This window comes from Acinetobacter sp. AOR18_HL, assembly GCF_027855145.1.
GTDB lineage: Bacteria > Pseudomonadota > Gammaproteobacteria > Pseudomonadales > Moraxellaceae > Acinetobacter > Acinetobacter pittii.
In genome coordinates this window covers 118,776-143,146 of record NZ_JAKTIG010000029.1, presented here as the reverse complement: position 1 = coordinate 143,146, position 24,371 = coordinate 118,776, and the positions used below count along the sequence as shown (strand labels likewise).

Annotated in this window: 23 protein-coding genes and 1 pseudogene; 12 read left to right on the top strand and 12 right to left on the bottom strand. The window is 37.6% G+C overall.

Annotated features, from left to right (window positions below):
* Window position 1 precedes the first annotated feature (1 nt).
* Window positions 2–1,282 (top strand): Tol-Pal system beta propeller repeat protein TolB, encoded by a 1,281-nt coding sequence (tolB, locus tag MKL51_RS07780; RefSeq protein ID WP_032006982.1) that lies wholly within the window; start codon window positions 2–4, stop codon window positions 1,280–1,282.
* A 27-nt stretch (window positions 1,283–1,309) separates the two neighbouring features.
* Window positions 1,310–1,870, top strand: a complete 561-nt coding sequence (gene pal, locus MKL51_RS07775; protein ID WP_002118513.1) for a peptidoglycan-associated lipoprotein Pal — start codon at window positions 1,310–1,312, stop codon at window positions 1,868–1,870.
* A 50-nt stretch (window positions 1,871–1,920) separates the two neighbouring features.
* Here the strand turns inward: pal and MKL51_RS07770 are convergent, their stop codons facing one another.
* A complete protein-coding gene (locus MKL51_RS07770) occupies window positions 1,921–2,106 on the bottom strand; it encodes an NF038105 family protein (RefSeq protein ID WP_002118730.1) in 186 nt (61 codons plus the stop codon).
* Between the two features lie 185 nt (window positions 2,107–2,291).
* On the opposite strand from MKL51_RS07770, the gene MKL51_RS07765 reads away from it, so the two are divergent.
* The 5 genes from MKL51_RS07765 (at window position 2,292) to MKL51_RS07745 (ending at window position 5,562) form a co-directional block, all read left to right on the top strand.
* Entirely contained in the window at window positions 2,292–3,263 is a 972-nt protein-coding gene (locus tag MKL51_RS07765) for a class 1 fructose-bisphosphatase (RefSeq protein ID WP_032006981.1), read from the top strand.
* 59 nt (window positions 3,264–3,322) lie between these two features.
* Window positions 3,323–4,099 carry a TrmH family RNA methyltransferase gene (locus tag MKL51_RS07760; RefSeq protein WP_032006980.1) on the top strand — a complete coding sequence of 259 codons (777 nt, stop codon included), beginning with the start codon at window positions 3,323–3,325 and terminating at the stop codon, window positions 4,097–4,099.
* A gap of 159 nt (window positions 4,100–4,258) precedes the next feature.
* Window positions 4,259–4,873 (top strand): RNA polymerase sigma factor, encoded by a 615-nt coding sequence (locus MKL51_RS07755; RefSeq protein WP_002118814.1) that lies wholly within the window; start codon window positions 4,259–4,261, stop codon window positions 4,871–4,873.
* Window positions 4,863–5,183 carry a hypothetical protein gene (locus MKL51_RS07750; protein ID WP_017399235.1) on the top strand — a complete coding sequence of 107 codons (321 nt, stop codon included), beginning with the start codon at window positions 4,863–4,865 and terminating at the stop codon, window positions 5,181–5,183. The genes MKL51_RS07755 and MKL51_RS07750 overlap by 11 nt, the downstream gene beginning before the upstream one ends.
* Complete coding sequence (locus MKL51_RS07745; protein ID WP_002118619.1) at window positions 5,173–5,562, top strand: DUF3106 domain-containing protein; 390 nt, start codon at window positions 5,173–5,175, stop codon at window positions 5,560–5,562. The genes MKL51_RS07750 and MKL51_RS07745 overlap by 11 nt, the downstream gene beginning before the upstream one ends.
* Before the next feature lie 103 nt (window positions 5,563–5,665).
* On the opposite strand, the gene MKL51_RS07740 is transcribed toward MKL51_RS07745, so the two are convergent.
* The 4 genes from MKL51_RS07740 to cxpE form a co-directional block, all read right to left on the bottom strand.
* Entirely contained in the window at window positions 5,666–8,083 is a 2,418-nt protein-coding gene (locus MKL51_RS07740) for a CSLREA domain-containing protein (RefSeq protein ID WP_032006979.1), read from the bottom strand.
* 14 nt (window positions 8,084–8,097) lie between these two features.
* Window positions 8,098–9,948, bottom strand: a complete 1,851-nt coding sequence (gene rbtA, locus MKL51_RS07735) for a rhombotarget A (protein ID WP_032006977.1) — start codon at window positions 9,946–9,948, stop codon at window positions 8,098–8,100.
* 337 nt (window positions 9,949–10,285) lie between these two features.
* On the bottom strand, window positions 10,286–10,984 hold the full coding sequence (hda, locus tag MKL51_RS07730) for a DnaA regulatory inactivator Hda (protein ID WP_002118656.1): 699 nt from the start codon (window positions 10,982–10,984) through the stop codon (window positions 10,286–10,288).
* 20 nt (window positions 10,985–11,004) lie between these two features.
* Window positions 11,005–12,198 (bottom strand): chloramphenicol efflux transporter CxpE, encoded by a 1,194-nt coding sequence (cxpE, locus tag MKL51_RS07725; RefSeq protein ID WP_002118385.1) that lies wholly within the window; start codon window positions 12,196–12,198, stop codon window positions 11,005–11,007.
* Window positions 12,199–12,333: 135 nt separating this feature from the next.
* Here cxpE and purM point away from each other — a divergent pair, with 135 nt between their 5' ends.
* Window positions 12,334–13,404 carry a phosphoribosylformylglycinamidine cyclo-ligase gene (gene purM, locus MKL51_RS07720; RefSeq protein ID WP_002118876.1) on the top strand — a complete coding sequence of 357 codons (1,071 nt, stop codon included), beginning with the start codon at window positions 12,334–12,336 and terminating at the stop codon, window positions 13,402–13,404.
* The gene (gene purN / locus MKL51_RS07715) at window positions 13,401–14,030 is read left to right on the top strand and encodes a phosphoribosylglycinamide formyltransferase (RefSeq protein ID WP_270904276.1); all 630 of its coding nucleotides are present in this window, start codon (window positions 13,401–13,403) and stop codon (window positions 14,028–14,030) included. Before purM ends, purN begins: the two co-directional genes overlap by 4 nt.
* A gap of 77 nt (window positions 14,031–14,107) precedes the next feature.
* Here purN and MKL51_RS07710 read toward each other — a convergent pair whose 3' ends face one another.
* Window positions 14,108–14,908 carry an alpha/beta fold hydrolase gene (locus tag MKL51_RS07710; protein WP_002118584.1) on the bottom strand — a complete coding sequence of 267 codons (801 nt, stop codon included), beginning with the start codon at window positions 14,906–14,908 and terminating at the stop codon, window positions 14,108–14,110.
* A gap of 23 nt (window positions 14,909–14,931) precedes the next feature.
* On the bottom strand, window positions 14,932–15,948 hold the full coding sequence (gene sppA, locus MKL51_RS07705) for a signal peptide peptidase SppA (RefSeq protein ID WP_002118954.1): 1,017 nt from the start codon (window positions 15,946–15,948) through the stop codon (window positions 14,932–14,934).
* Between the two features lie 133 nt (window positions 15,949–16,081).
* Here sppA and MKL51_RS07700 point away from each other — a divergent pair, with 133 nt between their 5' ends.
* Window positions 16,082–17,065, top strand: a complete 984-nt coding sequence (locus MKL51_RS07700; protein WP_080612814.1) for a lysophospholipid acyltransferase family protein — start codon at window positions 16,082–16,084, stop codon at window positions 17,063–17,065.
* Here MKL51_RS07700 and MKL51_RS07695 read toward each other — a convergent pair.
* The 3 genes from MKL51_RS07695 to MKL51_RS07685 all read right to left on the bottom strand — a co-directional run bounded on the left by MKL51_RS07695 (window position 17,018) and on the right by MKL51_RS07685 (window position 21,446).
* On the bottom strand, window positions 17,018–19,450 hold the full coding sequence (locus tag MKL51_RS07695) for a DNA internalization-related competence protein ComEC/Rec2 (protein WP_032041965.1): 2,433 nt from the start codon (window positions 19,448–19,450) through the stop codon (window positions 17,018–17,020). The genes MKL51_RS07700 and MKL51_RS07695 overlap by 48 nt on opposite strands.
* 81 nt (window positions 19,451–19,531) lie before the next feature.
* Window positions 19,532–20,218, bottom strand: a complete 687-nt coding sequence (lolD, locus tag MKL51_RS07690; RefSeq protein ID WP_002118798.1) for a lipoprotein-releasing ABC transporter ATP-binding protein LolD — start codon at window positions 20,216–20,218, stop codon at window positions 19,532–19,534.
* On the bottom strand, window positions 20,211–21,446 hold the full coding sequence (locus tag MKL51_RS07685) for a lipoprotein-releasing ABC transporter permease subunit (RefSeq protein ID WP_031944989.1): 1,236 nt from the start codon (window positions 21,444–21,446) through the stop codon (window positions 20,211–20,213). Before MKL51_RS07685 ends, lolD begins: the two co-directional genes overlap by 8 nt.
* Before the next feature lie 128 nt (window positions 21,447–21,574).
* On the opposite strand from MKL51_RS07685, the pseudogene MKL51_RS07680 reads away from it, so the two are divergent.
* A pseudogene (locus tag MKL51_RS07680) lies at window positions 21,575–21,676 on the top strand (PilZ domain-containing protein); the annotation flags it as partial.
* Window positions 21,677–21,705: 29 nt separating this feature from the next.
* On the opposite strand, the gene MKL51_RS07675 reads toward MKL51_RS07680, so the two are convergent.
* Window positions 21,706–22,614, bottom strand: a complete 909-nt coding sequence (locus MKL51_RS07675) for a DMT family transporter (RefSeq protein WP_005067734.1) — start codon at window positions 22,612–22,614, stop codon at window positions 21,706–21,708.
* A gap of 7 nt (window positions 22,615–22,621) precedes the next feature.
* Window positions 22,622–23,110, bottom strand: a complete 489-nt coding sequence (locus MKL51_RS07670) for a YaiI/YqxD family protein (RefSeq protein ID WP_078210287.1) — start codon at window positions 23,108–23,110, stop codon at window positions 22,622–22,624.
* Window positions 23,111–23,356: 246 nt separating this feature from the next.
* On the opposite strand from MKL51_RS07670, the gene MKL51_RS07665 reads away from it, so the two are divergent.
* Complete coding sequence (locus MKL51_RS07665; protein WP_057086101.1) at window positions 23,357–24,289, top strand: hypothetical protein; 933 nt, start codon at window positions 23,357–23,359, stop codon at window positions 24,287–24,289.
* The last annotated feature ends 82 nt before the right edge of the window (window positions 24,290–24,371 follow it).

Below are 24,371 nucleotides of genomic sequence, written 5' to 3'. Positions count from 1 at the left end.
TATGAATACGAGCCGCAAACACCTGCTATCTTTAGCACTGATCACAGCCTTAAGCCCTATTGCTTCTACAACTGCTTTTGCCCAGTTATATCTGGAAATTGCTAAAGCTCCAGATCAGGCACCCAAAATTGCTATTGTCCCGTTTACCAATGACAATGGGCTCTATCCTATTGTTGAAACAGACTTAAACCGTTCTGGGCGCTTTACAAGCTCATCTAAAAATTTGCCTGCCAATGCTGCTATCAATCAGATTCAAGCTTCTGACTGGCAAACTGCTGGTATTCCATATGTAGTTACTGGACAAATTAAACAAACAGCGACAGGTTTTGAAGTTCACTACCAACTTTATGATGTACAAAAGCAACAATACATTTTAAATGAACTTTTAAATGTACCAACTGCACGCATACGCCAGGCTGGCCATATGGTAAGTGATGCTATTTATCAAGCGCTTACTGGTATTCCAGGTGACTTTAGTGGCCGTATTGCATATGTACTAAGAAACCCTGCAACACCTGCCGAGCGTTATACACTACAAATTGCAGATACGGATGGTGAACAACCAAAGACCGTTTTATCATCTCGTGATCCAATTCTTTCTCCGGCATGGACACCAGATGCCAAAAAAATTGCTTATGTTTCTTTTGAAACTAAACGTCCAGCAATTTATTTACAGGATTTATCAACTGGAACACGTGAAGTTCTTACCAGTTTCCGAGGTCTAAACGGCGCACCAAGTTTCTCACCAGATGGCCAATCAATGCTGTTTACAGCATCTATGAATGGCAACCCTGAAATCTATCAAATGGATTTATCAACTCGCCAAGTCAAACGCATGACAAATGACTCGGCAATTGATACCGAAGCACGTTATACACCAGATGGAAAATCCTTTATTTTCACTTCTGACCGTGGTGGCTCTGCCCAAATTTATCGTTACACCTTTGCTGATGGCTCAGTAAAGCGTTTGACATTTAAAGGGTCATTTAATGCACGTGGAACTCTGAGTGCAGATGGCAAAAAGATTGCACTTGTTCATCGCCCAAGTGGCAGCAGTTATAAAGTTGCAATTCAAGACATTAATACTGGCATCACCAATATTCTTACCCCAACTAGTTTAGATGAATCACCAAGTTTCTCACCAAATGGGCAAATGGTGGTCTACGCAACTCGTGAAGGCAACCGTGGCTTGTTGTCTATTATGTCTACTGATGGACGTTTCCGTATGAATTTACCAAGCGAACAAGGTGAAGTACGTGAACCAGCCTGGGCACCAAAATAACTTTTAATTCCATTGACGGAGATGATCATGAAATCAATTAAATATTTAGCTCTACCCTTTCTTAGCGTAGCACTCGTAATGACAGGCTGTGCTAGCCGTAAACCTGCAGCGACGACCACGACTGGTACAAATCCAAGCACGGTAAACACTTCTGGTTTAAGTGAAGATGCTGCATTAAATGCTCAAAATTTGGCAGGTGCTTCATCTAAAGGTGTAACTGAAGCAAATAAAGCGGCTTTGGCTAAACGCGTTGTTCACTTTGATTATGACAGCAGCGATTTATCTACTGAAGACTACCAAACACTTCAAGCTCATGCTCAGTTCCTTATCGCAAATGCAAATTCAAAAGTTGCATTAACAGGCCATACAGATGAACGTGGTACACGTGAATACAACATGGCTTTAGGTGAACGTCGTGCTAAAGCTGTACAAAGCTATTTAATTACCAATGGTGTAAACCCGCAGCAACTTGAAGCTGTAAGTTATGGTAAAGAAGCTCCTGTTAATGCGGGACATGATGAATCAGCGTGGAAAGAAAATCGCCGCGTTGAGATTAATTACGAAGCAGTCCCTCCTTTATTAAAATAAGGGATATGCATAAAAAAACGCTCATAATAATATGAGCGTTTTTTTATTACTTAAGAAGATTTCTTTTCTTCTTCAGGATGTTGCATGGACTCAATCAAATCATGCTTATTAAAATCTTTATATTCAGGTTTTGCCTCGTAGTCTTTCCAAGCTTCCTGAACATTTTCTTTCGAAATTTCATCTAGATTGATTGGTTCACCTGCCGTGGGGGTCGCATCAAACTTCTTTGTTGTCATTTCGATTCTCCTAAAAATATACAATCCTTTGTAATGCAATCAACATACCATTTTAATTGGGCCTTGTAAGCATAAATCCAACACAAATAAAGTAAGATAATTTTTATTTTGTGACATTCTCATCTAGAATATGCCACGTATTTATCTGACTCATTTTGATGCTTGAAGCACAGGAGCGTTTTTTTATGTCCAACCTCACTTTGTCCCAATTTTTACAACAACAAAAAGGGAATCTAACACCTGAGTTGGCTCAAGTCATCGATACTATTGCCGCGACCTGTAAAACAATCGACCAAGCATTACAAAAAGGTGCACTCGCTGGTATTTTAGGTAGTGCTGGCAATGAAAATGTTCAAGGCGAAACACAGAAAAAACTTGATGTGATTTCGAATGACTACTTAATTGATGCTTTAAAAATACACCCGCACGTAGGCGGTCTCGCTTCTGAAGAGCTTGATGAGTTCACACCTGCACAAGAAAATGGTAAATACCTCGTTTTATTTGATCCATTAGATGGCTCAAGTAATATCGATATTAATATGTGTGTAGGTACGATTTTCTCTATTTTGCCTGCAAAAAATGCAGTAACACAAGCAAACGATTTCATGCAAGCTGGTACACAGCAAGTTGCTGCTGGTTATGTGCTTTATGGTCCATCAACTATGATGGCTTTAACTGTAGGAAATGGCGTAGCATTCTTTACTTTAGATCCAGAAACTCAAACCTTCTTGCTTACTAATGAGAATGTACAGGTTGCAGCAGATACTCAAGAATTCGCTATTAATGCATCTAACCAACGTCATTGGGAACAACCCGTAAAACAATATATTGATGAATTACTCGCGGGCAAGACATCTGTTCGTGAAAAAGATTTCAATATGCGCTGGGTAGCATGTATGGTGGGTGATATTCACCGTATTTTATGTCGTAGTGGTATTTTCCTTTACCCATACGACTTAAAAGATCCGAAAAAAGCTGGTCGTTTACGTTTAATGTATGAAGCGAACCCAATGAGTATGCTCATTGAACAAGCAGGCGGTGCATCAACTACTGGCCGTGTACGCATTCTAGAGATTGAACCTACAGAACTTCACCAACGTGTACCTGTAATCATTGGTTCTAAAAATGAAGTTGAACGCGTAACAAGCTATCACTAATAATTTTAATTACTTAGGGCATCATAGTATGATGGTGCCCTTTTGTTGGATATTTTCTTATGGCGGTTATTTTTTTAGAATCAAAAGACAATGCAAAAATTAAACATTTGCGTGGATTAATCGAACTCAGTAACGCCCGAAAAAAGCACCAACAAACCGTTCTTGAAGGCACACATCTTTGCTTGGCTTGGTTACAACAGCAAAAAAAGATTTTTTCTTTATTTACTACAGAACAAGCATTAGAACACGAAGATTTAAAGAAAATAACAGAACTACATCAAGGCCATATCTTTGTTATTAGTGAAGTTTTATATAGAGATTTAAGCACATTAGGTACAAGCTTACCTTGTTTAGCGATTATTGATCTACCTAAAACTGCATCAACCATCGACTACAATGTAGACACCTTAATTCTAGAAAATATTCAAGATCCGGGTAATGTAGGTACTTTGCTACGTTCAGCAGCAGCAGCAAATATTAAACAAATCATTTGCACACAAGGCTCTGCATCACTTTGGTCACCACGAGTTTTAAGAGCAGGTATGGGCGCTCATTTTAGCTTACATTGTTTTGAAAACTTCCAGCTGACAGATATCCTTCCAAAATTTCAAATCCCGGTTTTTGTTACTAGCTCTCATCGCTCAACTAGTCTTTACTCAAAAGACCTTTCTAAACCGTGTGTGTGGATTTTAGGAAATGAAGGTCAAGGCGCTAGTGAGTATGCATTAGATCACGCACAATCAGTGACTATTCCTCAACCAGGTGGACAAGAGTCATTAAACGTGGCAATTGCAGGATCTATTTGTTTTTTTGAGATGGTCCGCCAACGCCAATAAAACGTTAATTTATTTTACATCGCACATATTTGTGAAAAAAATCAATTACACTAGTAAAAAATAACCGATTGTTGTCAACCTCCCACCTCTTTTCAACGTTATATAAGAGATATATTGAAGATAAGGTGGGTATGTCCAATGACAGGATTTTCCATCTCCATGGATTTAGCACCGAAAAAGTCTCGATCGGAAACATCTAGTGCTCATGCCAGCACGGCTGAGCAACGCCTGAAAGTTTTTATGCAAGATGTTACTGGTCGTGCTTTGGTGATGATGGAGAGTGCTACCCAAGGTCAACAAGGTATTGCGATGGATTTGGTTCAAGAAGCATTTATTGCTTTACACAAATCTTATGCCGATAAAAGTACTGAAGAATGGTATCCCCTGTTTTACACTATTTTGAATAACAAACTTCAGGATTGGCGCCGCAAAGAAGCTCGTAGAGCAAACCCATTTTCATTCTTCAAAAAAGTTAGTCTGGATAATGACGACGACGAAGTTATCGATGTAGTTGATGAAAAAGCCATTAATCCTGCAGATTTTCTCGATCAAGCGGTAACGATAGAGGAAATTAGGGAAGCGATTGAAAAACTACCTGTTCGTCAACAACAGGCATTTATGTTACGTGCGTGGGAAGGGTTTGACACCCATACAACAGCTCAGATCATGAACTGTACCGAAGGTAGTGTGAAAACCCATTATCACCGAGCAATTCAGGGACTTAGAGAATATTTGGCACATTTAAATCCCTTGGGAGGTTCTGATGAATCATGATGATTTCACTAAAAAGGTGATATCCAAACTTGATAGTTTGGCAGATCACCATAAAAATAAAACAGTGGTCATGAATCATGTGCTTGACCATATTCAACAAAAACCAGCCTCTTATTATAGTGTCTGGAAAATGACTGGTTTCGCACTTGCCGCAGCAATTACAGGTTTTGTGATTCTGCCTAACTCAGTCGAGATTGTGGATAAGCCACAAAATCAAGTGATCGTAAATCCTAAATTATCTCCACAAATGGTGGAAGATTTAGAGATGTTAATGGTGTTGGGTGAGGATAAAGTACAACATGGCAGCTAAAAAATTAGCGCTTATCCTGTGTTCATTAAGTTTCTTGCAGACAAGTTTTGCAGGTTTTGAACGCTTTTGGATTTTTTCTAAAGATGCCAATGCACAAGTCGATGACACATGGGATGCCCTTTCCGAAGAAGAGCAACGTGCAGTCATTAAACGTTACCAGAGTTTAAAAGAGCTACCAGCGAATCAAAGCACCAACTTACAGCAACGCATGGACTGGTTTACTCAACTTCCTGAAGCTGAAAAACAAAAAATGCGTGAAGCATGGCAAAAAATGAGTACGCAAGAGCGAAAAGACTTACGTGAGCGGATGCTTAAAGCGAATGGTGAAGAAAGAACAGCAATTCGTGAAGAATACATGAACAAGTATTTAGAACACTAAGTTCTTATTTGGCTATCAAAGATAAGGCATCTAATCACTTAATTATTTTGATTTTATTTCTTATAAAAAGCCTCCAATTGGAGGCTTTTTTTATTCTTTGAGTTTATTTACGATAGCGTCTATAAGCTGCTAAACCAAGTAACGATGCTAAAGATAAAATTCCCAAGCTGCCACCACCGCCTCCACTATTACCACCTCCAGCAGTAGTATTACTACTCACTAAACTGATAGTACCTGCATTTGAAATTTTATTATCAGCATCATATACGTAATAAGTTAATGTATCATTGAAGTTATTAAAACTATTTTTAGCTTGAATATAAATATTACCACCATAACAAGTATTATCCTTATCTTCACCTGGACAAGGGCCTTCTCTATCTGCCTTAACTACTGTAAAAATTCCATCTTTTGAAGTTTTACTTGGCAAATATATAGGCAAGTCTGCAAACTGAGGTTTATTAGGCTTTGTAATAAGTGTATTAGCTGGACCATCTCCATCATCATTTGCGTATTTAAGTAAATTTAATGGAATTATTTCATTTGCTAAATATTGGAATACAACTTTACTATCACTTGCTACAGGTGCAACATTATCAAATCGTGCTTCTAAAAGACCAGATGATTGAGTAGAACCATCTTTACTACTAATCGTATATTTACAATAGTTGTAGTCACCAGCTTGAGTAGTAATATCATCCGATCGATAGAATATAATTTGCTGTAAAGCACTATTCCACTCACAAAAAAGTTTATCGTCTTTTTCCGTGCTTGCAACTTTGTCATCTATCAATCCTGTTCCAACAGATTCAAGATTAATATTATAGTCCGTACTATTAAAAAACTTTAGAAGATGGCTACTATCTTCATTTGGCAAAGGTAAGCCATTTGCCTTCAAATCAATATAGATCGCTCGGTATTTTGCATTTGCTTTAGTTTGATCAAGAAGATTTTTATAATTTGCCAAATCTATTTTTAAGACATTCCACAAATATGAATAAAGTGGATTAGTGAGATTTTTTTCTGCAGTATCATACTGGGTTTGGTATCCCTCAAGTAAAGTAGTGAGAGAGCTGTTGCCTAAACCTCTTAAATCACCAGCAGTTAATTTCATTAGTTCTACTGAACCTATATCACAGCTATTACGAGCAATGTTATCGGGCTGATAATATAGTTTATTAGTTGGGAGTCGAGCTAAACCACGTTGATCTATATCAGCGCATATAGCTTTACCCTCAGGGTCTACATCTATTAAATCTTCTTTTCCAGCAGCTACCAATGGAAAATAAAGTGGTAAAAAACCAGTTACTGCTGCAGCTTTTTCATGGCGCTCAAGTAAAGAGTTAAATGGAACACCTGAAATATCAATTGTCTTATTAGCTGACGAAAGTACCTCTGTTGGTAAATCACATTTATCAGTATTATTACTTAAATTTAGTGCATTAAAAGATAATCTAAGACCTGAGTTCTTCAAATCAGCTGCTGAGCCTGCTAAATATCGACAAGCATATCCAACTGGATTGTATCCAATTATATTAAAATTCAATTCTTTCCCACCTAAACTGTCATATAGGAAAGTTGTATGTGCGTTATTTTCAACAATAGTGTTATTTTGTAGCTTTAAACTACTTCCACCACTTAAAATAGTTGATGGATTTGTTGTATTACTAGGAATCGCATCTCCTGTAAATTTTAAAATAACCCCATTTACAGTGCTGGCAATATTTTGAGCAATTGTATTAATTGTAAAAGTAGCTTTCGGCTCGCCACAAAATTCAAATGTACTAGCAGAATTGCTCGAACCATTCTTGATAATACTTGAGGATGTAAGAGTAACCTCTCGTTTGGCATACTCAGTACCATTTTTACAACTCATAGCTAACACGCTACCAGTACTTGCTTGATTGCCTTGCAAGAGGGAATGAGTTATTGATAAATTTACTCCGCTACCACCAAGAAAAACAGCTCCACCTTTTGGAGCTTGAGAGTTTAAAATTTGAGAATTTAATAATGTAACATTACCACCCGCATAAATAGCCCCACCTTGATTTGAAGCTATACCATTTTCTATAATAATATTTTGCAGGAATAGAGCTTTTTGATTTTCCGCTGTGTTAAATATACGCGACTTGCCCGCAGCATTAATACGTGTTTTAAGTTCTGGTAGAGCAGGATAGTCATTTGTTAAAACATTCTTTTCTGACCAAATTTTATCTTCTTCACGTTCACCATAGCCATAAATAGAAATATTAGCATTGGGCACCAATTCTTTATTTAAAGTATAAGTTCCAGCTTTTAACTGAATTACCTGATCAGTATCGAGGCTAAATACAGTACACCCATAAGCGGATTTACGAGTTTCTGCAACTTTAATAGCTTCTCTTAATGAACATGCGTTCGTATTTTCACCATCTTCATCAGCAAAAGTTGTGACCTCAATTCTTTTATTTGTGGTATCAGCAAAAAGTGGCATATTTGCAAGCACAGCTAACGCTAATAATGCCTTTTTATAATTTTTCATAGTCTCATCCCTGATTATGACTTGAAACGGCGTAAAGCAATTAAACCTAATAAACTTAAAATAAAGGCCCCACCAACACTACCTCCACCTCCGGTACTGACAGATTTGTCTTCAATTCCAGATAAAGGATCCTGAACAATTCTTGTCGGGATAGTGATATATTGAAACTCTACGCCTTCATTAAATCGAGACACACTCGTAACAACCTGAATACTAAAAATATCCGCGCCATGCCAGTTCCCATTTGGTGTATAAATTACATTTCCATTTTGATCTAAAGTTATATTGCCTTTAGAAACTGGTGTGTCTGTACTTTGTTTAATTCTAAGGCATCCTGGTTGCCATTCTTTTCCATCAGCTCGCTCGCCAAACAATCGCTTACACGTAGCTGGAGTCACTAAATCTGCTTCACTTAGAGAACCAAGAATATTAAATTTTGCAACTTGGCCATATCTAATATCTTGACCTACTGAGGATATCTCAGTATCTAAAATATATTCAATCGCTCCAAGATCACATAGCTCATCATAACCGCTACGTTTTTTCCCACGTTGATCAACACTTTCACAGCTTGCTAATCCGACTGAAGTGCCGTCACTATATAAACGACCTTTATTAATAATTAAGGAGTCAGCTAAAGTATTATAACTTTCTAAAAGTCGAGGCTTAAAAAAACCTAAAAAACTATCTTTAGGAGTGTTAAAAGGACAAAATAAACCTTCTTTCGCTGTTACATCGCATACTCCCTCATCTGTACTACCTGCTATTAATTTTTCATTAGCAGGATAAAGAATATTAGGGAGCTTAGAGGTCGCATTTCTATTACATTCTGTTGTCACCAAATTACTTTGTATAATTGCTTTATCGGCACTAGTAGCCTGGCAGTTGATCGTATTTCCAACTAAAACACTATTTGAAATAGAAGCATTACCTTGGGGAGCATCTAGAAATAATCCTTTATCATTTTTAATCATCGTAATGTTATTAACAAACATCCCATCTTGAACATTTGCAATAAAACCTACTTTATTATGAAAAAAAGTACTGTTACTCAGACCGGTAGAACGCTGGCTTAAATATCCCCCTGTACTTTCATCATCAAATTTATTTGCACTGAAGAAAAGTGATCCAGCAGCAGAACTAACTTCATTGTCTCGAATCACAGACTGCGTGATCAAATACAAAGGCTGCTCACTATAAATTACTCCACCTTCTGTTGCTTTATTATTTTGAATAAGAGTATTGGTAATTGTGACGAACCCATAGGTCTGGCCACTTTTCGTGACCAATCCTCTATTATAAATTGCTCCCCCTTGAGCTGCGTATCCATCAATTAAACGAGAGTTTTGAATTTTCAATATTTCATGATTATCAATCAAACCACCAGTGACGGCTTTAAATTTTAAACCCGCACCTTGTAAATTAAGATCAGTTAGCGAAACAGAAATTGATGCTTTTTCAATACTTTCATCATCAATTTTAAATAACTGATCAGTACCAATCATTTTTATTGTAGCGTTATGCGAACCTGGTTGATCGGTATCAACTAGCGTAGAATCATTTTTAGCAGTACTAATTGTCAGAGGAGCTGTTATCTTTATTTTTTCATTAAGTGTGTACTCTTTATCTCTTTGCAAAATAATATTATTTGAGTCACCACTAGCACAGCCACGATAACCATCTTTTACAGACGCAACAACCTTAGAATCGCTTGAATTAAGTTTATTTAAAAGTTCGACAGCCTCGCGTAATGAACAGACCGTGTTATCGACGTCTTCATCAGTTGTAGTTGTGACTTGAATATCGGCAGAATAAGCGTGTCCAGCAGCAGCCAATAAAGCAAAAGCAATGCTCCGTTTGAGCATACCCATCTCCTTACATCTTTTTTCATTTTTCTTTGTCAATATTGCAAAATTTCCGCTTTTGCAATCGCATCCTTTGTGCGTACTTTGTCACAGGAAGTAGAATTTCTCAAGACATTTTGGTCGGTCTGTAGAGTCATTTTTGAGCTAGATTACAAAAAGCTTCGTAGACCTAAAAAAGTTTTTTAAATACAAAAAATTGTCGTATTAAAAAATTAAAAAAGAATTTATAAGTTATAAATATAGCTTTTCTGAAATGAAAAAAACTTATGTAGGGAAAGCCATTTTTTAAATTGTATGAGTTTAATTTAAGCAAAACAGCAAATTTAAGCTAGAAACTCTACTGTTGATACTCATCAATCAAAGCATAAATTTGTCTTAAAGTCGCATTAGAAAGTTTTGTTTTTTCACCTTTGAGTAGTTTTTCTAACTGAGCAACAGTTTGCAGTAAAAGAGATGCTTGGTGAGGACCATGTAATAATAAGTAATCAACAATTTGTTGGTCAAAGTGAATACCCCGTCTAGCCATTACAGATGTCACCAAGGCATAGCGGTCTGCATATAGACTTCCACTTGGCACTTTTACACTAACGGCTTGTGTAAGTCGTGATTGTAGGTCTGGTAATTCCAGCTTTAATTCAATCGGTGCTACACGCGACGAAAACACCAGTTGTCCTTCGTGATTATTCATTAAATGAAAAACAGCTTTCTGCCAGTGAGGCACACCACTAATCGATTCAATATCATCCAAAGCAACAAGATCATAATGTTCTAAAGAGGTAATTGCCTCAATAGGTGCATCAAGCAGTTCGAGCAAAGATACTTTAATAGCAGATTTGCCTATTTCTAAATAAGAATCACAAATTGCAGAAAGTAAATGACTCTTCCCCGTCCCCGCTCCACCGTAAATATAGAACCTACTCACCAGACCAGCATGTAGTTGACGCACGGCATCGACTACATGCCCCCAACCCGGTCCCGAAAAATCACTGATTCGGGCATCAAGTTGAGGTTCTATATCCAGTTGGAGTTGACGCATATATTGAATTAACCTTGAAATTATTTCTGGTTAGGAGATTTTAGTTCATCTGTATCTTGCTGTGTTTTAACTTCAAGATCAAGCTTAGTGCTTTCGGTTTGTACATGAATTTGCTCAATATCGCCATGTTGGATCACTAATGTAGATGGTGGAGCATAAAGTGAGCTTCTTTCGTAATTCTCTCTTAAATGCTTCAACAACACTACAATAACCGCAGCAACAGGCAATGCAATTAACATTCCCAAGAAGCCTGCAAGTTGTGCACCTGCCAATACTGCAAAAACAACTGCTACAGGAGATAAGCCAATTTTATCACCCAGTAGGAATGGCTGTAGGATATAGCCTTCTACCGCTTGGCCAATCATAAAGACGATACCAACCAGTAATAGATGCATCCAATCTAATCCAAACTGGAACAGGCTGGCAATAACAGCGGCAATAATACCTACGGCAAATCCTAAATAAGGAATAATACTAGCAAGCCCTGCGACCATACCAATAATAAGGCCAACTTCCAAACCGATGAGTTGTAAACCAACTGCATATACTACGCCAAGCAAGAGCATGACAAGAAACTGACCTTTAACAAATGCCCCTAAAACGCTATGACATTCACCAACGATCTGTAAAGTAGTTGCTTCATATGGACGCGGAATGAGACGGCGTAAGTTTTGTAACATACGTTCCCAATCAAGCAAGAAATAGAAGGCAATAATTGGAATTAAAACAACTGTCCCACCAATCTGAATAAAATTCAAACCAGATTGAGCCAGTTTTAATAACACTGCCTGAATGCTGTCTGCGCTATAGTTTGTTTGGACATATTCCATGACAGCTTTAGACAACTGCTCTGTGTCAATTTCCATTTGCTGGACATTAAATGTGGAAGACACCCAAGGTAAAAAGGTAGCGTTAATCCAGTGAATACCTGCTGGAATACTATCTCGGGCATAAACTAATTGTTTCCAAATCAGTGGAACTAAATACCAGAGTGCAATAGTTAAGGTTACACCTATTCCAACAAATACCACGCTAATTGCTAACCAGCGAGGCAATTTCATTTTTACCAGCACATCAACAAGTGGACTGAATAAATAAGCCAGGAAAAAAGCACCGATAAAAGGAATGACTACAGGCTTGAGTAAGTACAACACCCATACCAGCAATACAATACCTGCGAGTAAAAAAATACGGCGCAGTATACGATCTTGCATAAAATCTAGCCTTTTTTGATTTAATCGTTATAAATGAAAAAATATTTTTATTAAAGATAGCATTTTCGAGCATAAATAACATAAGAGTTTCGTATATTCAGGTTATAATCTGCCGCCAATGCGGAGACTTCATTTATGAGCAACTCAACTTCTACCCCAAATACCGGTTTAAGCTACAAAGATGCGGGTGTCGACATTGAAGCGGGCGACGCACTGGTCGATCGTATCAAGTCAGTCGCTAAACGTACAAGTCGTCCTGAAGTAATGGGCGGGCTTGGTGGCTTTGGTGCACTATGCAAAATTCCTAAAGGTTATGAAGAGCCTGTTTTAGTTTCTGGAACCGATGGTGTAGGAACTAAATTACGTTTGGCCCTTAATCTCAATCGTCATGACACAATCGGCCAAGACCTTGTGGCTATGTGCGTAAACGACCTTTTAGTTTGTGGCGCAGAACCATTATTCTTCCTTGATTATTACGCGACTGGTCACTTAAATGTTGACGTTGCTGCAAATGTTGTTACTGGTATTGGTAAAGGTTGTGAGCTTGCAGGTTGCGCACTTGTAGGTGGTGAAACCGCGGAAATGCCAGGCATGTACGAAGGCGAAGATTACGACCTTGCTGGTTTTGCCGTTGGTGTTGTTGAGCAAAGCAAAATTATTGATGGCTCTAAAGTAAAGTCTGGTGACGTACTTATCGGTGTTGCATCAAGTGGTGCTCACTCGAATGGTTACTCATTACTACGTAAAATTTTAGACGTTAAAAACGTTGATTTAACTCAAACGATTGATGGTCGCCCGCTTGCTGATGTAGCAATGGAACCAACTCGTATTTATGTAAAACCAGTTCTTGAACTCTGCAAACAAGTTGATGTTCATGCTATGGCGCACATTACTGGTGGTGGTTTACCAGGTAACTTACCTCGTGTATTGCCAAATGGTGCTCAAGCGGTTATTGATGAATCTTCTTGGGAATGGCCTGAATTGTTCCAACTTCTACAACGCGAAGGCAATGTAGAACGCTTTGAAATGTACCGTACATTTAACTGTGGTGTAGGTATGGTTATTGCTGTTGATGCAAATGATGCTGAAAAAACAATTGAACTACTTAATGCTCAAGGCGAAAAAGCTTGGAAAATTGGACATATCCAAGAAAATTCTGAGTCAGTGGAAGGTGCAGACGAAAAAATTCGTGTGATCTTTGCATGATAAAAATTGCTGTTCTAGTCTCTGGGAATGGCAGTAATTTACAGGCCTTGATAGATGCAAATCTATCAGGGCAAATTGTAGGTGTACTGTCTAATAAAGCAAATGCTTATGCCCTAGAGCGTGCTCAAAAAGCCAATATTGCTACGGCGGTTATCTCCCATAAAGACTTTCCAACGCGCGAAGTTTTTGATGAGGCAATGCATCAGCAACTCTTAGCTTGGGAAGTAGATGTAGTTATTTTAGCTGGCTTCATGCGTATCTTAACACCAACCTTTGTCAACAAATGGCAAGGGAAAATGCTGAATATACATCCCTCGCTTCTTCCAGCTTACAAAGGTGTGAATACTCATCAACGTGTTTTAAACACAGGTGATCGTTTACATGGTTGTACCGTACACTTTGTAACTGCTGAACTGGATTCTGGTCAATCTATTGCCCAATCAGCTATATCAGTTAAAGAACATGATACTACCGCTTCATTAGCAGATCGAGTGCACACACTTGAGCACTTTATCTACCCACAAGTTGCAGAGTGGCTGTGTAACGGTCAACTTACATGGAAAGATGGGCAAGCCTATTTCCGTAATCAAGTTCTAAAAGACCCTATTCGTTTTGCAAGTTGGTAAAGTATTTTACTAACAAACAAAAATAAAAAAAGGACATGCTGGCATGTCCTTTTTTTATAAGCTTTAAATTAATTTAATTAATGATGAATCAATTTCTTTATAGAATTTACTGTATCAATAGGATGCTCTAGAGGGAACATATGGCCCCCTTCAACCACAGTAAATGGGATTCCCATTTTTCGCTTTGCCATTTGAGGAAAGCCTCTTTTTAAGAAATCACTTCCTTTACCCACCACTAAATGCACAGGCATCTTAGGTTTTGGCATAGGCAGCCACCACCAAGAAGGATTTTTACGGAAAATTGCAACTTCATCTTCACGAGAAATCGTTAAAGTTACTCCACCGCGAATCGAATCTTCTTTCAAAGCATAATCAATATAAGCCTGAAAACAATCCTCATCAAAATCTTTATAAAATCCTTTAGGACGAAGTAACTCAGCAGCCTGCTCTCTCGATTCCCAATGTTCACGACGACGTGCAGATAAGCCCGCCGGTGTCATCGCATCAACCAATTTAGGACGAAATAATTTTGCCATATGAAAAGCAAATGAATATCGCCCTAAAATAAGAGGCGGATCTAACATAATGACTTGAGAAAACAGTTCAGGACGTCGAAAAGATGCCATCAATGTTAAAACCGAACCAAGAGAATGGCCTAATCCGATGACTTTACGTCCTTTCGCCTGACGCACAATACTATCAATAACTTGATCAACCAAAGCAGGCCAATGGTTAGTCACAGGATAACGTTTGTCAGGACCAATGAGTGGAACATAAATTACGTCATACTCATCTTTTAATTGATCAAACAATTTTTGATACACCATAGATGGCACACCATTGGCATGTGCAAAGTGTATAACCGGTTTCATTGACATACCGTTATCCTAAAAATACAGATTTATTGTAATTTTGCGCTTTGACTAGTCTGCACCTCTTGAGCAATAGATTCACTTACTCCTTGCCCGATTTGTGCCCCCATACGACCCAAAATGGATTGTAGTGGGTTACGCTCAATTGTGTAGTCAACTTTATTATCAAGGTTTAGTTCGCGCATCAAGCTCGTAATATTACCTGAACGGTCAGCAACACCTAATTGAATTGCTTGTTCACCCGTCCAGAATAAGCCAGAAAAAATAGCTGGATCATTCGATTTCAAACGCTTACCACGGCCTTCTTTCACTGCGGTAATAAAGTGAGTATGAACATTATCAAGAACAGATTGAATATGTTGCTTTTGAACAGGATCAATCGGTTTTGTCATACTTAAAATGTCTTTATTCGTTCCGGCAGTTAAAGTGCGGTCTTCAATACCGAGCTTCTGAGCTAAACCAGTAATGCCATAGTTAGGCATAATTACACCAATTGAGCCCACTAAACTTGATGGGTTGACAATAATCTCATCCGCAGCAGAAGCGATATAGTACGCACCCGATGCCCCCATATCACCAATAACGGCATAGACTTTCTTATCAGGGTGCTGTTTTTTCAAATAACGAATTTCCTGCCAGATTTCATCAGACTGAACTGGAGAACCGCCAGGTGAGTTAATGTTAAGTGCAACAGCCTTACTATTTGAGGCTTCAAAAGCACGTTTAAGCGCTTTATTCGTATCTTCACTATTTACCGCTTGATTACTCGAAGCATCAATCGTTCCAATAATATCCACCACTGCCAAATGAGCACTACTGCTACTTACAGCAGAGCCTTCTTTGCTGGTTGAACAGCCTTTGCCCATGAGTACAATAATGAATAATAGATAAATAAAAGTTAATGTTTTAAAGAAGATACCCCAACGACGACTACGGCGTTGCTCTTCTACTGAAGCAAGTACAGCCTTCTCAAGAATTTGCCATTCTGGTCCATTTTGTTTAGGGATTATAGGTTCATTTTGTGGTTTTGGTGGCCAATCGGACATAAAATTCCAATCCAAATCAATCTAAAATGATGTCATTATATACGTTGATTTGATAAAAACTGTCTAAATTATATGATTTCATTTATAATATTTTTATCTTTTTTTACTTGTTGCCTCCTTTTTACCGCGATAGATGACCAAACTAGATGTAAAAAGCATGAACTATTACTTACTCAAAACTTTTAGCCGTCAACCCATTCAATTTGGACGTTTTATTGCCCGTATGTTGGCAGGGTTAGTCAATACTTTAAAAATTACTAGAACATCAAAAAGTATAGAACTTAACTTACAAATTGCTCTTCCCCACTTAACACCACAGCAACGAATAGATATTACACAACAAGCTATTCGTAACGAGTTAACCTCATACTTCGAGTTTTTAAGTATTTGGGGCTCATCAAATAGTAAGAATATTTCACGTATTCACCATATTGAGGGTGAACATTACTTTCATGAAGCACTAGCAGCAAAAAAAGGTGTGGTTTTGATTGTTCCACATTTTGGTACATGGGAAATCATGAATGCTTGGTGTGCCCAGTTCACTTCTATGACTATTTTATACAAGCCTGTAAAAAATGAAGATGCAGACCGTTTTGTTCGAGAAGCACGTAGCCGTGAACAAGCCAACTTGGTACCTACCGATGAGACTGGTGTTCGACAAATTTTTAAAGCACTCAAACAAGGCGAAACCACTGTAATTTTACCCGACCATACACCTAATGTTGGTGGGGATATGATCAATTATTTTGGTGTACCACTTGCCTCAAGTAATTTAAGCGCCAAGCTCATCCAAAAAACAAAAGCCAAAGCATTATTTCTTTATGCGATTCGTAATGAACACAACGGTTTTACGATGCATATTGAACCTATGGATGAGAAGATTTACGAAGGTAGTGCCGATGATGGAACTTTTGTTATTCATCAAGCCATTGAACAACTGATCCAGCACTATCCAGAACACTATCACTGGAGTTATAAACGTTTTAAAGCAAATCCCGCTTTAGATAATATTTACAATATTGATCCGAATGAAGCACTTCAAATTGTAGATAGACTTAAAGCAGAAGCTTCACAAATTCCTGTGAAGCCAAGTACGCTCGAGACGTCGAGTGTATAAAACCATCTCTTGATTGCGAGATACAAAGCTCAATGTTCCTTGCTCAACTGTGCTTTTAAATGGAATATTAAGCTCTTGTATTCTCGCTAAAACCTCTTTGCTTGGATGACCATAACGATTATTAAAGCCAGCAGAAGCAACAACAAGCTTGGGGTTTAACGTCGCTAAGAAGTCGTAAGCTGAACTATGTTTACTTCCATGATGACCTAATACCAGAACATCTACCTTGAAATCAGGATATTCTTTCATGAGTTGATATTCTGCTTCCCACCCTGCATCACCCATAATTAAATAATTTTGATAGCCATTTATCTGTTTTAAATGAATATAAACCACACAAGAATATTGATTTTGATTTGAAGAAACTAAGTTTAAATCTTTTTCTTTAGGCCAAAGGATTTCAATATCTAATTGTGGATATTGCCATTTTTGACCTTGATGACAATAGGTAAATGGTTCTTTAATTTGCTCTGTCCATCGTTCATTTGATATGACTTGTTTAATAGGAAAAGCCTGAGCGATTGAAGGAAATGCTCCGCTATGATCTTGATCAAGATGAGACAGTACGACGTGATCCAGTTGTTTAATTCCCTTTTGACGTAAATATGGAATCACCACATTTTGACCAATACTAAAAGCTTTCTCATCATAAGACCCACCCGTATCGATGAGCCATGTCTGCTGCGGGTGCTGCAAGAAAATAGCTTGCCCCTGTCCTACGTCTATAATATTTAATTGAACTTGCTGGGACGACTTATCTGGAATGATCAAGGGTAAACAGCATATTAGCCCCCAAGATTTTGGTAAAACCCCACGCGGTAAAAATAAGATAATAATAACGAAGCTAAGGCAAACTAAAGCAAGTGGTGTCAGGCTAAAACCTTGTAATGGTAGAGATAACTTTTCTAAAAGATTAAAACATGACAGTACTATACTAATCAGGACGTCATTAATTTGAAAAAGTAAATTTCCGAATGATTTAAAAATAAGCCATACACAAGCTGCAAAAATATTTAAAGGAACAATCACTCCTCCGAGTAAAGGAACTGCAATAATATTTGTAAAAGGAGCAACCCATGAAATCTGTTGAAAGAAAATCAGCATTAAGGGACATAAGGCAATAAATATTTTGCCTTGAGATTCAATTAAAATTTTACTGAAAAGAATGATTCTAGATAACAGACTAGTTGAAACAACATTTGGAGCCTGCTCTATAGTTTGATAAATCCGTAATAAAATAAAGCAAGAACCATAAGACAGCCAAAAACCTGCGGATAAAACACTGAAGGGATCGAAAAGTAAAAGTAGACTTGCACTATAAACCAAGAGTGAAAATGGTTTAACAGGCACTTTAATCAATACCAAAGAAGCAAATAAAAATACTGAGAGTAAAGTTCTTAAGGCAGGAATTTCAAAACCAACAAATGCCGTATAAATCAAAACACCAAAACATAATGGAATCATGGTCCAAATTTGTTTAGGTTGACGCAAATAAAGCTGCGGATAATAACGTCTTATTAATTGATGTAATACCCAAGACAACATGATAGCAAAAATGAGTACATGAGGCCCTGAAATGGCTAACAGATGAGAGATTCCTAATTCCTTAAATTGATTTTTAATCTCATCATTTAAGAGACTTTCGTCCCCTGTTAACAAAGCTAATAACAGACCTTTATTTTGCAAAGGAGATTGTTTTAACATTAATCTAAATGTTAGGCGCAACTTTTCTACATTTAACTTTTGTCTGTTAAAGAATTTTTGTTGCTCTTTTAAATGATGTTGATAACCCAACTGATAAATTTCATCAGAGCTTAAAGGCTCAATATGCTGAACACTAAAAGCGGACATTATATTTCGTTGAATGAACCATTGTTCTTGGTCAAAAACACCAGCCACTGCGTAACTATGAGCAGGTTTGGTTTTGCCAGAAATTCGATAATAATGACCTAATTGTAATTTTGGCTCATCTATAGCTGAGATTACTTTTTGATTTTTTAAATATAATAGCCAATTGACGGGATGTAGGGACTGCCCTAGTACCTGAACGGGTTGTTGTGTTTTATCTTCTTTTTCTTCACTTATACGATCGACATACACGATAATATCTAAAGATTTAAGCTGCATTTGTCGCAGTTCTAATCTTTCATTTAAGGCATGCTGAGCATATTGATGTCCTATAGTAAAAAGACTAATAGCACAGACTAGACAGTAAATAGCTTTTAATATGGGGCGATTTAAGAATAAATTTCTCTTAAAAATATAAAGAATAAAGCCGATAACAAGCAAGACTTTACCTAACCACCCATATTGCATTATTAAAGGGATATCTATCCCCATAAATACAATACCCCCAATCCACCCCATTAAAATAAGTTTTAACATTCAAGTCATATCGTTATCTTTTTAGGGGCAAAATTAAAGCCCAACTCAGTGGGCTTTAACAATGTGATTTAATGACAATTTTTAAGAACCACTCACCCATAGTCCATCTTGCATGTGCAAAATAGAATCAGCAGCCTGAGCTAAATGCTCATCATGGGTCACAATTAACATCGCCATGTTGAGTTCTTTCTTCAGATCGGTCAGTAACTCAAAAATACCTAGAGCTGTTTTACGGTCTAAATTACCTGTAGGTTCATCAGCCAGAACAACCGCAGGTTTAGTGACTAAAGCACGCGCTAAAGCCACACGTTGGCGCTCACCACCCGAAAGCTCCCCTGGCTTATGATCCATACGATGAGATAACCCAACTCGATCAAGTAAATATTCAGCTTGCGCTTTTACAGATTTAAATTGGCTATCTGCACGAAGCATTAAAGGCATCGCGACATTTTCAAGCGCAGAAAACTCAGGTAATAAATGATGAAATTGATAAACAAAACCGAGGTATTGGTTGCGCTGAAAACCACGTTCAGCTTCACCTAAATTATCAAAACGCTGACCATTTAAAAATACTTGCCCTTGAGTTGGCTGCTCTAAACCACCTAGTACATGAAGCAAAGTACTTTTACCAGAACCACTCGCACCAACAATCGAAACAAACTGCCCTGCTTCAACTTGTAAAGAAAGACCTTTAATGACTTCAACTTTAGATTTACCGTCATCAAAATGTTTATATATTTCTTTCGCTTCTAAAACAATTTTACTCATAGCGCAGAGCCTCGGCAGGTTGAACTTTGGCAGCACGAAGCGCCGGATAAATAGTCGCCAAGAAGCTTAAAAGTAAAGAAACAATCACGATAATCGTCACATCTTGCCATCTCAAATAAGAAGGAAGGTAATGTACAAAGTAAGCATCAAATAGATTTAAGCCCAACACATTGTTAAACCATGAAATGATATCGCTAATGGTTAAAGCTAAAATTACACCTAAAACCGTACCTGCAACTGTACCAATCACCCCAATCACGGTACCTTGAACCATAAATATTTTAGTGATCATCGACGGCGAAGCACCTAATGTACGCAAAATTGCGATATCAGATTTTTTATCAGTCACCACCATGACCAATGATGAAACAATATTAAATGCTGCAACCACAATAATAAGGACAAGCAATAAACCGACTAGAGTTTTTTCCATTTGAATGGCATTAAATAAATTACCATGCGTATAGGTCCAGTTCGTAGCATAGAAATTGTTTGGTAAACTTTTTACTAAGTCGTCAGCAACTTGTGGCGCTGCAAAAATATCATCTAGTTTTAAACGGACACCTTGGGCACCATCTGGTAAGCGTAATAAAGTTGAAGCATCGTATAGGGCGATATAACCCACCATAGAGTCGACTTCAGCGCCTACACTAAAAATACCAACCACTTTAAAACGCTTGAAACGAGGTACAACACCTGCTGGAGACGGTGTTGCTTCTGGTAAAACCAATGTCACACTATCATTTAGACGTAAGCCCAATGAATCAGCCATATCTTTACCAAGAACAATACCAAATTCACCTTTTTTAAGTGAATCTAAGCTTCCGGCAACAATATGATTTTGAATAATAGAGACATTCTTTTCATATTTTGGGTCAATACCCGTCACCATAATACCAGCGACTTGCCCTTGCGCAGTTAACATACCTTGCAATTGCGTAAAAGGTGCAACCCCTGTTACATGTGGATGATGTTCAACTCGCTTCACGAGTTCAGGCCAATCCGTGAGGATTTGTGTAGATGAAACTGTTGCTTGCGGCACCATTCCTAACACACGGTTTTTCAATTCGCGATCGAAACCGTTCATGACAGAAAGTACTGTAATCAGCACAGCGACACCTAGTGTCAAACCGACCATCGAAACCAATGCAATAAAAGAAATAAAATGATTACTGCGTCTTGCGCGAGTATATCTCAACCCTATATACAGTGAGATTGGTTTAAACATACCTTCTAAATCCAAGGTCATTGATGGAAAATATAAGATGTTGATGGCAAATTGCACCAACATCTACTATTTGGCCATACCGTTAGATGCTGTATTAAGGTTTAAAAATCAGTAAGTTCTGACTTATCCTTAATAATCCTAATATTATATTGCTGCGCTATTTTCTACTAGTTGAGTTGGGAGATCAATTTGATCGTGCATTTCGCTACGAATTAGAACAATTTAATGAATAAGCTCAACAAATTACCCAAATCTTCTCCTATTTAGACTTCATATGTTGAGCAAAGTTCCGGTTTGCCTGAATATCTTTATAGAAATATAAAAAGAGTCCAGACAAGATAATGAAAGCACCTACAAAAACCATAATTGAAAGTTGTTCATGGTTTAAAGCAGCCCCAATGATCATCGCTAACATAGGGGTAATAACTGTCGTTAAAGATAAAGTCGTTGCCTGAATATTTTGTATAAGTTTGAAATAACAGAACATGGCAACGAGTGAAGCCATGAGTACCGTATAAATTAGGGCAAATAGTGATTTGGCTTCTGGCAAATGTGTCGGTGCATATTGCCAAATAAATGGAATAAAACAACTAGCAAAAATAGAAGACACTAAAATAGAGCCTGTTGCCTGAGCCATCGGCTGGATCTGTGCATTAACTTTCTTAACCCAGAAAATTGAAAATGAATAAACAAACACACTGATCAGCATAAGAACAATACCAAACGGGTGTACATGCTGATTCGCACCGCTCAGACAAATAATAGCTAGCCCACAGACCGCAATTGCCATACCCAACCATTGCAGCTTATAAAGTTGTTGGCCAAAAGCAAACCGACCAATAAGCCCCGCCATAATCGGTGCTAAGCCAAACATAAGCGCAATCATGCCTGAACTTAAATATTGGGTCGCGGCATAAGTGAAAATTTGAGAACCAATTAAGCTAAAAGATCCGGCAATGTAGCTATGAACTGCTTGTCGATGCGTTGGAAAAGGTGTTCTCAAAATTAGTAATATGATGACAGCCAAAGGCAATGCAATAAAAAAGCGTAATAACAATGCCCACATCAGATGTAGATCAGACACACTCCAGACAATTGCCAACGGAGTTGTTGCCCAGATAAACACTAACAAGGCATAGGTTAGAGCCAAATTGGTTTGCGATGGCATGCGATGCTCACTTAGCTGTTTTACGTTTTTGCTTTAAAATCGTTTGATCTAATGAACTTGAAAATTCACGTTTATCTCGTTCGGAAATAGGAGGCGGTCCACCAGTTTGCACACCTGCACCACGGAGCGTATCCATGAAATCACGTAGATGTAAACGCGCTTTAACATTCGCCGTTGTATAGACTTCACCACGGGGATGAATAGCAACTCCACCTTTCTCGATCACCTGAGCTGCCAGTGGAATATCCTGCGTAATGACAATGTCATTTTCAACCATACGATCAACTATTTCTTTATCTGCCTGATCGGCACCACTTAAAACCTGTATTGATTTAATACGAACAGAAGGCGTAATCCCAACATTTTGATTGGCTACAAAAATGACTTCTAATTGATAACGATCTGATGCACGTAAAATCACTTCACGTAAAATTTTCGGTAAGGCGTCTGCGTCTACCCATAGCTTAAATGGCAGCACGTTATTCTCTATTTCCACTAAAAATATTAGTCTAACAGATGCTTTTCTAAGGTGAGTAAAAATAACGATTAAACTGATTTTTAATTTCAACATTTAAATTTTTTATAAGTTAAACGTACTTTTAACTTATAAATAGAAACGTTGCTTCCCCTTAAATGACTAAATACGCGCTTTTACAAGAGAATTTACATATGGTGACTTGAAAAATAGCAAACACCCTCGATTTAATATAACAAGTAATGTGAACCCAACAGCATCGTGCTTATGAAAAATCAAAACAGTCCAGAAGTTATTAAAGTAAATGACCAAAATTTTGGTAGTCATGGAGAACATTGGAATCTATTGACCTCCCATCCCGAAACAGATGTACCAAAATGGTTAGGACTGGCACTTGATGCACCTGTAATGCCAATGGGTTTGTGTGAACATGAAGAAGACATGGATCAATCTTTTTGGCTCATTCAAGGTCCACAAGACCAAAAAGTTACCATCAATCAAATTATTGCTGTTGAAAATCAAAAACCTCGCGCGCTTAAAACAGCCTTCCCAAGTTTTGAAAGTCCATATCAATATAATGCGAAAATTGAACGCATCATTACTTGCGACTCTGCTACACAAGCCGTGTTAAGTTTAAGATTAAATAAAAATACAACTGTTTATGCATTTGATAATTTATTTAGTGTTAACTACTGTCAATATGATAAAAATCAAAACTATCAAGTCCAATTTAATGCATGGGCTTATGAATTAGAACCTGTTCCAGCAGGTGAAAAAATCATTGTTGATGACCCCGCTTCTATTAAACATCACCGTGCATTAAATGCAATTTTAACTGAACATAATGGTGTTGCTCCTGAAAACTTACAGGAACTCATTAATGAATGGCAACCAAAAACTCCAGAAGATCAAGAACCTGTAACCGTTGATTTTTCTAAAATGGTCGCTTATTTATATGGCGAAAATCTTGGTCAAGAAGATGAAGCATGGTTCCAAGGTAATATTGTTGGTAAAACTTCTATGACATTTATGGGGGCAGAATATACCCTTTATGATGTCACTTTGGTTTTAGAAGATGATCTTCCTGCCATATTAGTGCGCATTGCGACCAAAAACGATTTGTATAAAAACTTTAATATTGGCGAATATATTCGCGGTAATATCTGGATTCAGGCGACTATTTGTGCTAAGAATACCTGATTAATATAATTTTAATTTTTATATTCAATAAGTTACGTTAAACTTAAATAGCTAGTTTTCAATGTATGTACACACTTCTGTA

Excerpts from the sequence above, each read along its gene's own strand:
- tolB (WP_032006982.1), top strand. The coding sequence starts at position 2 with ATGAATACGAGCCGCAAACACCTGCTATCTTTAGCACTGATCACAGCC.
- pal (WP_002118513.1), top strand. The coding sequence starts at position 1,310 with ATGAAATCAATTAAATATTTAGCTCTACCCTTTCTTAGCGTAGCACTC.
- MKL51_RS07770 (WP_002118730.1), bottom strand. The coding sequence starts at position 2,106 with ATGACAACAAAGAAGTTTGATGCGACCCCCACGGCAGGTGAACCAATC.
- MKL51_RS07765 (WP_032006981.1), top strand. The coding sequence starts at position 2,292 with ATGTCCAACCTCACTTTGTCCCAATTTTTACAACAACAAAAAGGGAAT.
- MKL51_RS07760 (WP_032006980.1), top strand. The coding sequence starts at position 3,323 with ATGGCGGTTATTTTTTTAGAATCAAAAGACAATGCAAAAATTAAACAT.
- MKL51_RS07755 (WP_002118814.1), top strand. The coding sequence starts at position 4,259 with ATGGATTTAGCACCGAAAAAGTCTCGATCGGAAACATCTAGTGCTCAT.
- MKL51_RS07750 (WP_017399235.1), top strand. The coding sequence starts at position 4,863 with ATGAATCATGATGATTTCACTAAAAAGGTGATATCCAAACTTGATAGT.
- MKL51_RS07745 (WP_002118619.1), top strand. The coding sequence starts at position 5,173 with ATGGCAGCTAAAAAATTAGCGCTTATCCTGTGTTCATTAAGTTTCTTG.
- MKL51_RS07740 (WP_032006979.1), bottom strand. The coding sequence starts at position 8,083 with ATGAAAAATTATAAAAAGGCATTATTAGCGTTAGCTGTGCTTGCAAAT.
- rbtA (WP_032006977.1), bottom strand. The coding sequence starts at position 9,948 with ATGCTCAAACGGAGCATTGCTTTTGCTTTATTGGCTGCTGCTGGACAC.
- hda (WP_002118656.1), bottom strand. The coding sequence starts at position 10,984 with ATGCGTCAACTCCAACTGGATATAGAACCTCAACTTGATGCCCGAATC.
- cxpE (WP_002118385.1), bottom strand. The coding sequence starts at position 12,198 with ATGCAAGATCGTATACTGCGCCGTATTTTTTTACTCGCAGGTATTGTA.
- purM (WP_002118876.1), top strand. The coding sequence starts at position 12,334 with ATGAGCAACTCAACTTCTACCCCAAATACCGGTTTAAGCTACAAAGAT.
- purN (WP_270904276.1), top strand. The coding sequence starts at position 13,401 with ATGATAAAAATTGCTGTTCTAGTCTCTGGGAATGGCAGTAATTTACAG.
- MKL51_RS07710 (WP_002118584.1), bottom strand. The coding sequence starts at position 14,908 with ATGTCAATGAAACCGGTTATACACTTTGCACATGCCAATGGTGTGCCA.
- sppA (WP_002118954.1), bottom strand. The coding sequence starts at position 15,948 with ATGTCCGATTGGCCACCAAAACCACAAAATGAACCTATAATCCCTAAA.
- MKL51_RS07700 (WP_080612814.1), top strand. The coding sequence starts at position 16,082 with ATGACCAAACTAGATGTAAAAAGCATGAACTATTACTTACTCAAAACT.
- MKL51_RS07695 (WP_032041965.1), bottom strand. The coding sequence starts at position 19,450 with ATGTTAAAACTTATTTTAATGGGGTGGATTGGGGGTATTGTATTTATG.
- lolD (WP_002118798.1), bottom strand. The coding sequence starts at position 20,218 with ATGAGTAAAATTGTTTTAGAAGCGAAAGAAATATATAAACATTTTGAT.
- MKL51_RS07685 (WP_031944989.1), bottom strand. The coding sequence starts at position 21,446 with ATGTTTAAACCAATCTCACTGTATATAGGGTTGAGATATACTCGCGCA.
- MKL51_RS07675 (WP_005067734.1), bottom strand. The coding sequence starts at position 22,614 with ATGCCATCGCAAACCAATTTGGCTCTAACCTATGCCTTGTTAGTGTTT.
- MKL51_RS07665 (WP_057086101.1), top strand. The coding sequence starts at position 23,357 with ATGAAAAATCAAAACAGTCCAGAAGTTATTAAAGTAAATGACCAAAAT.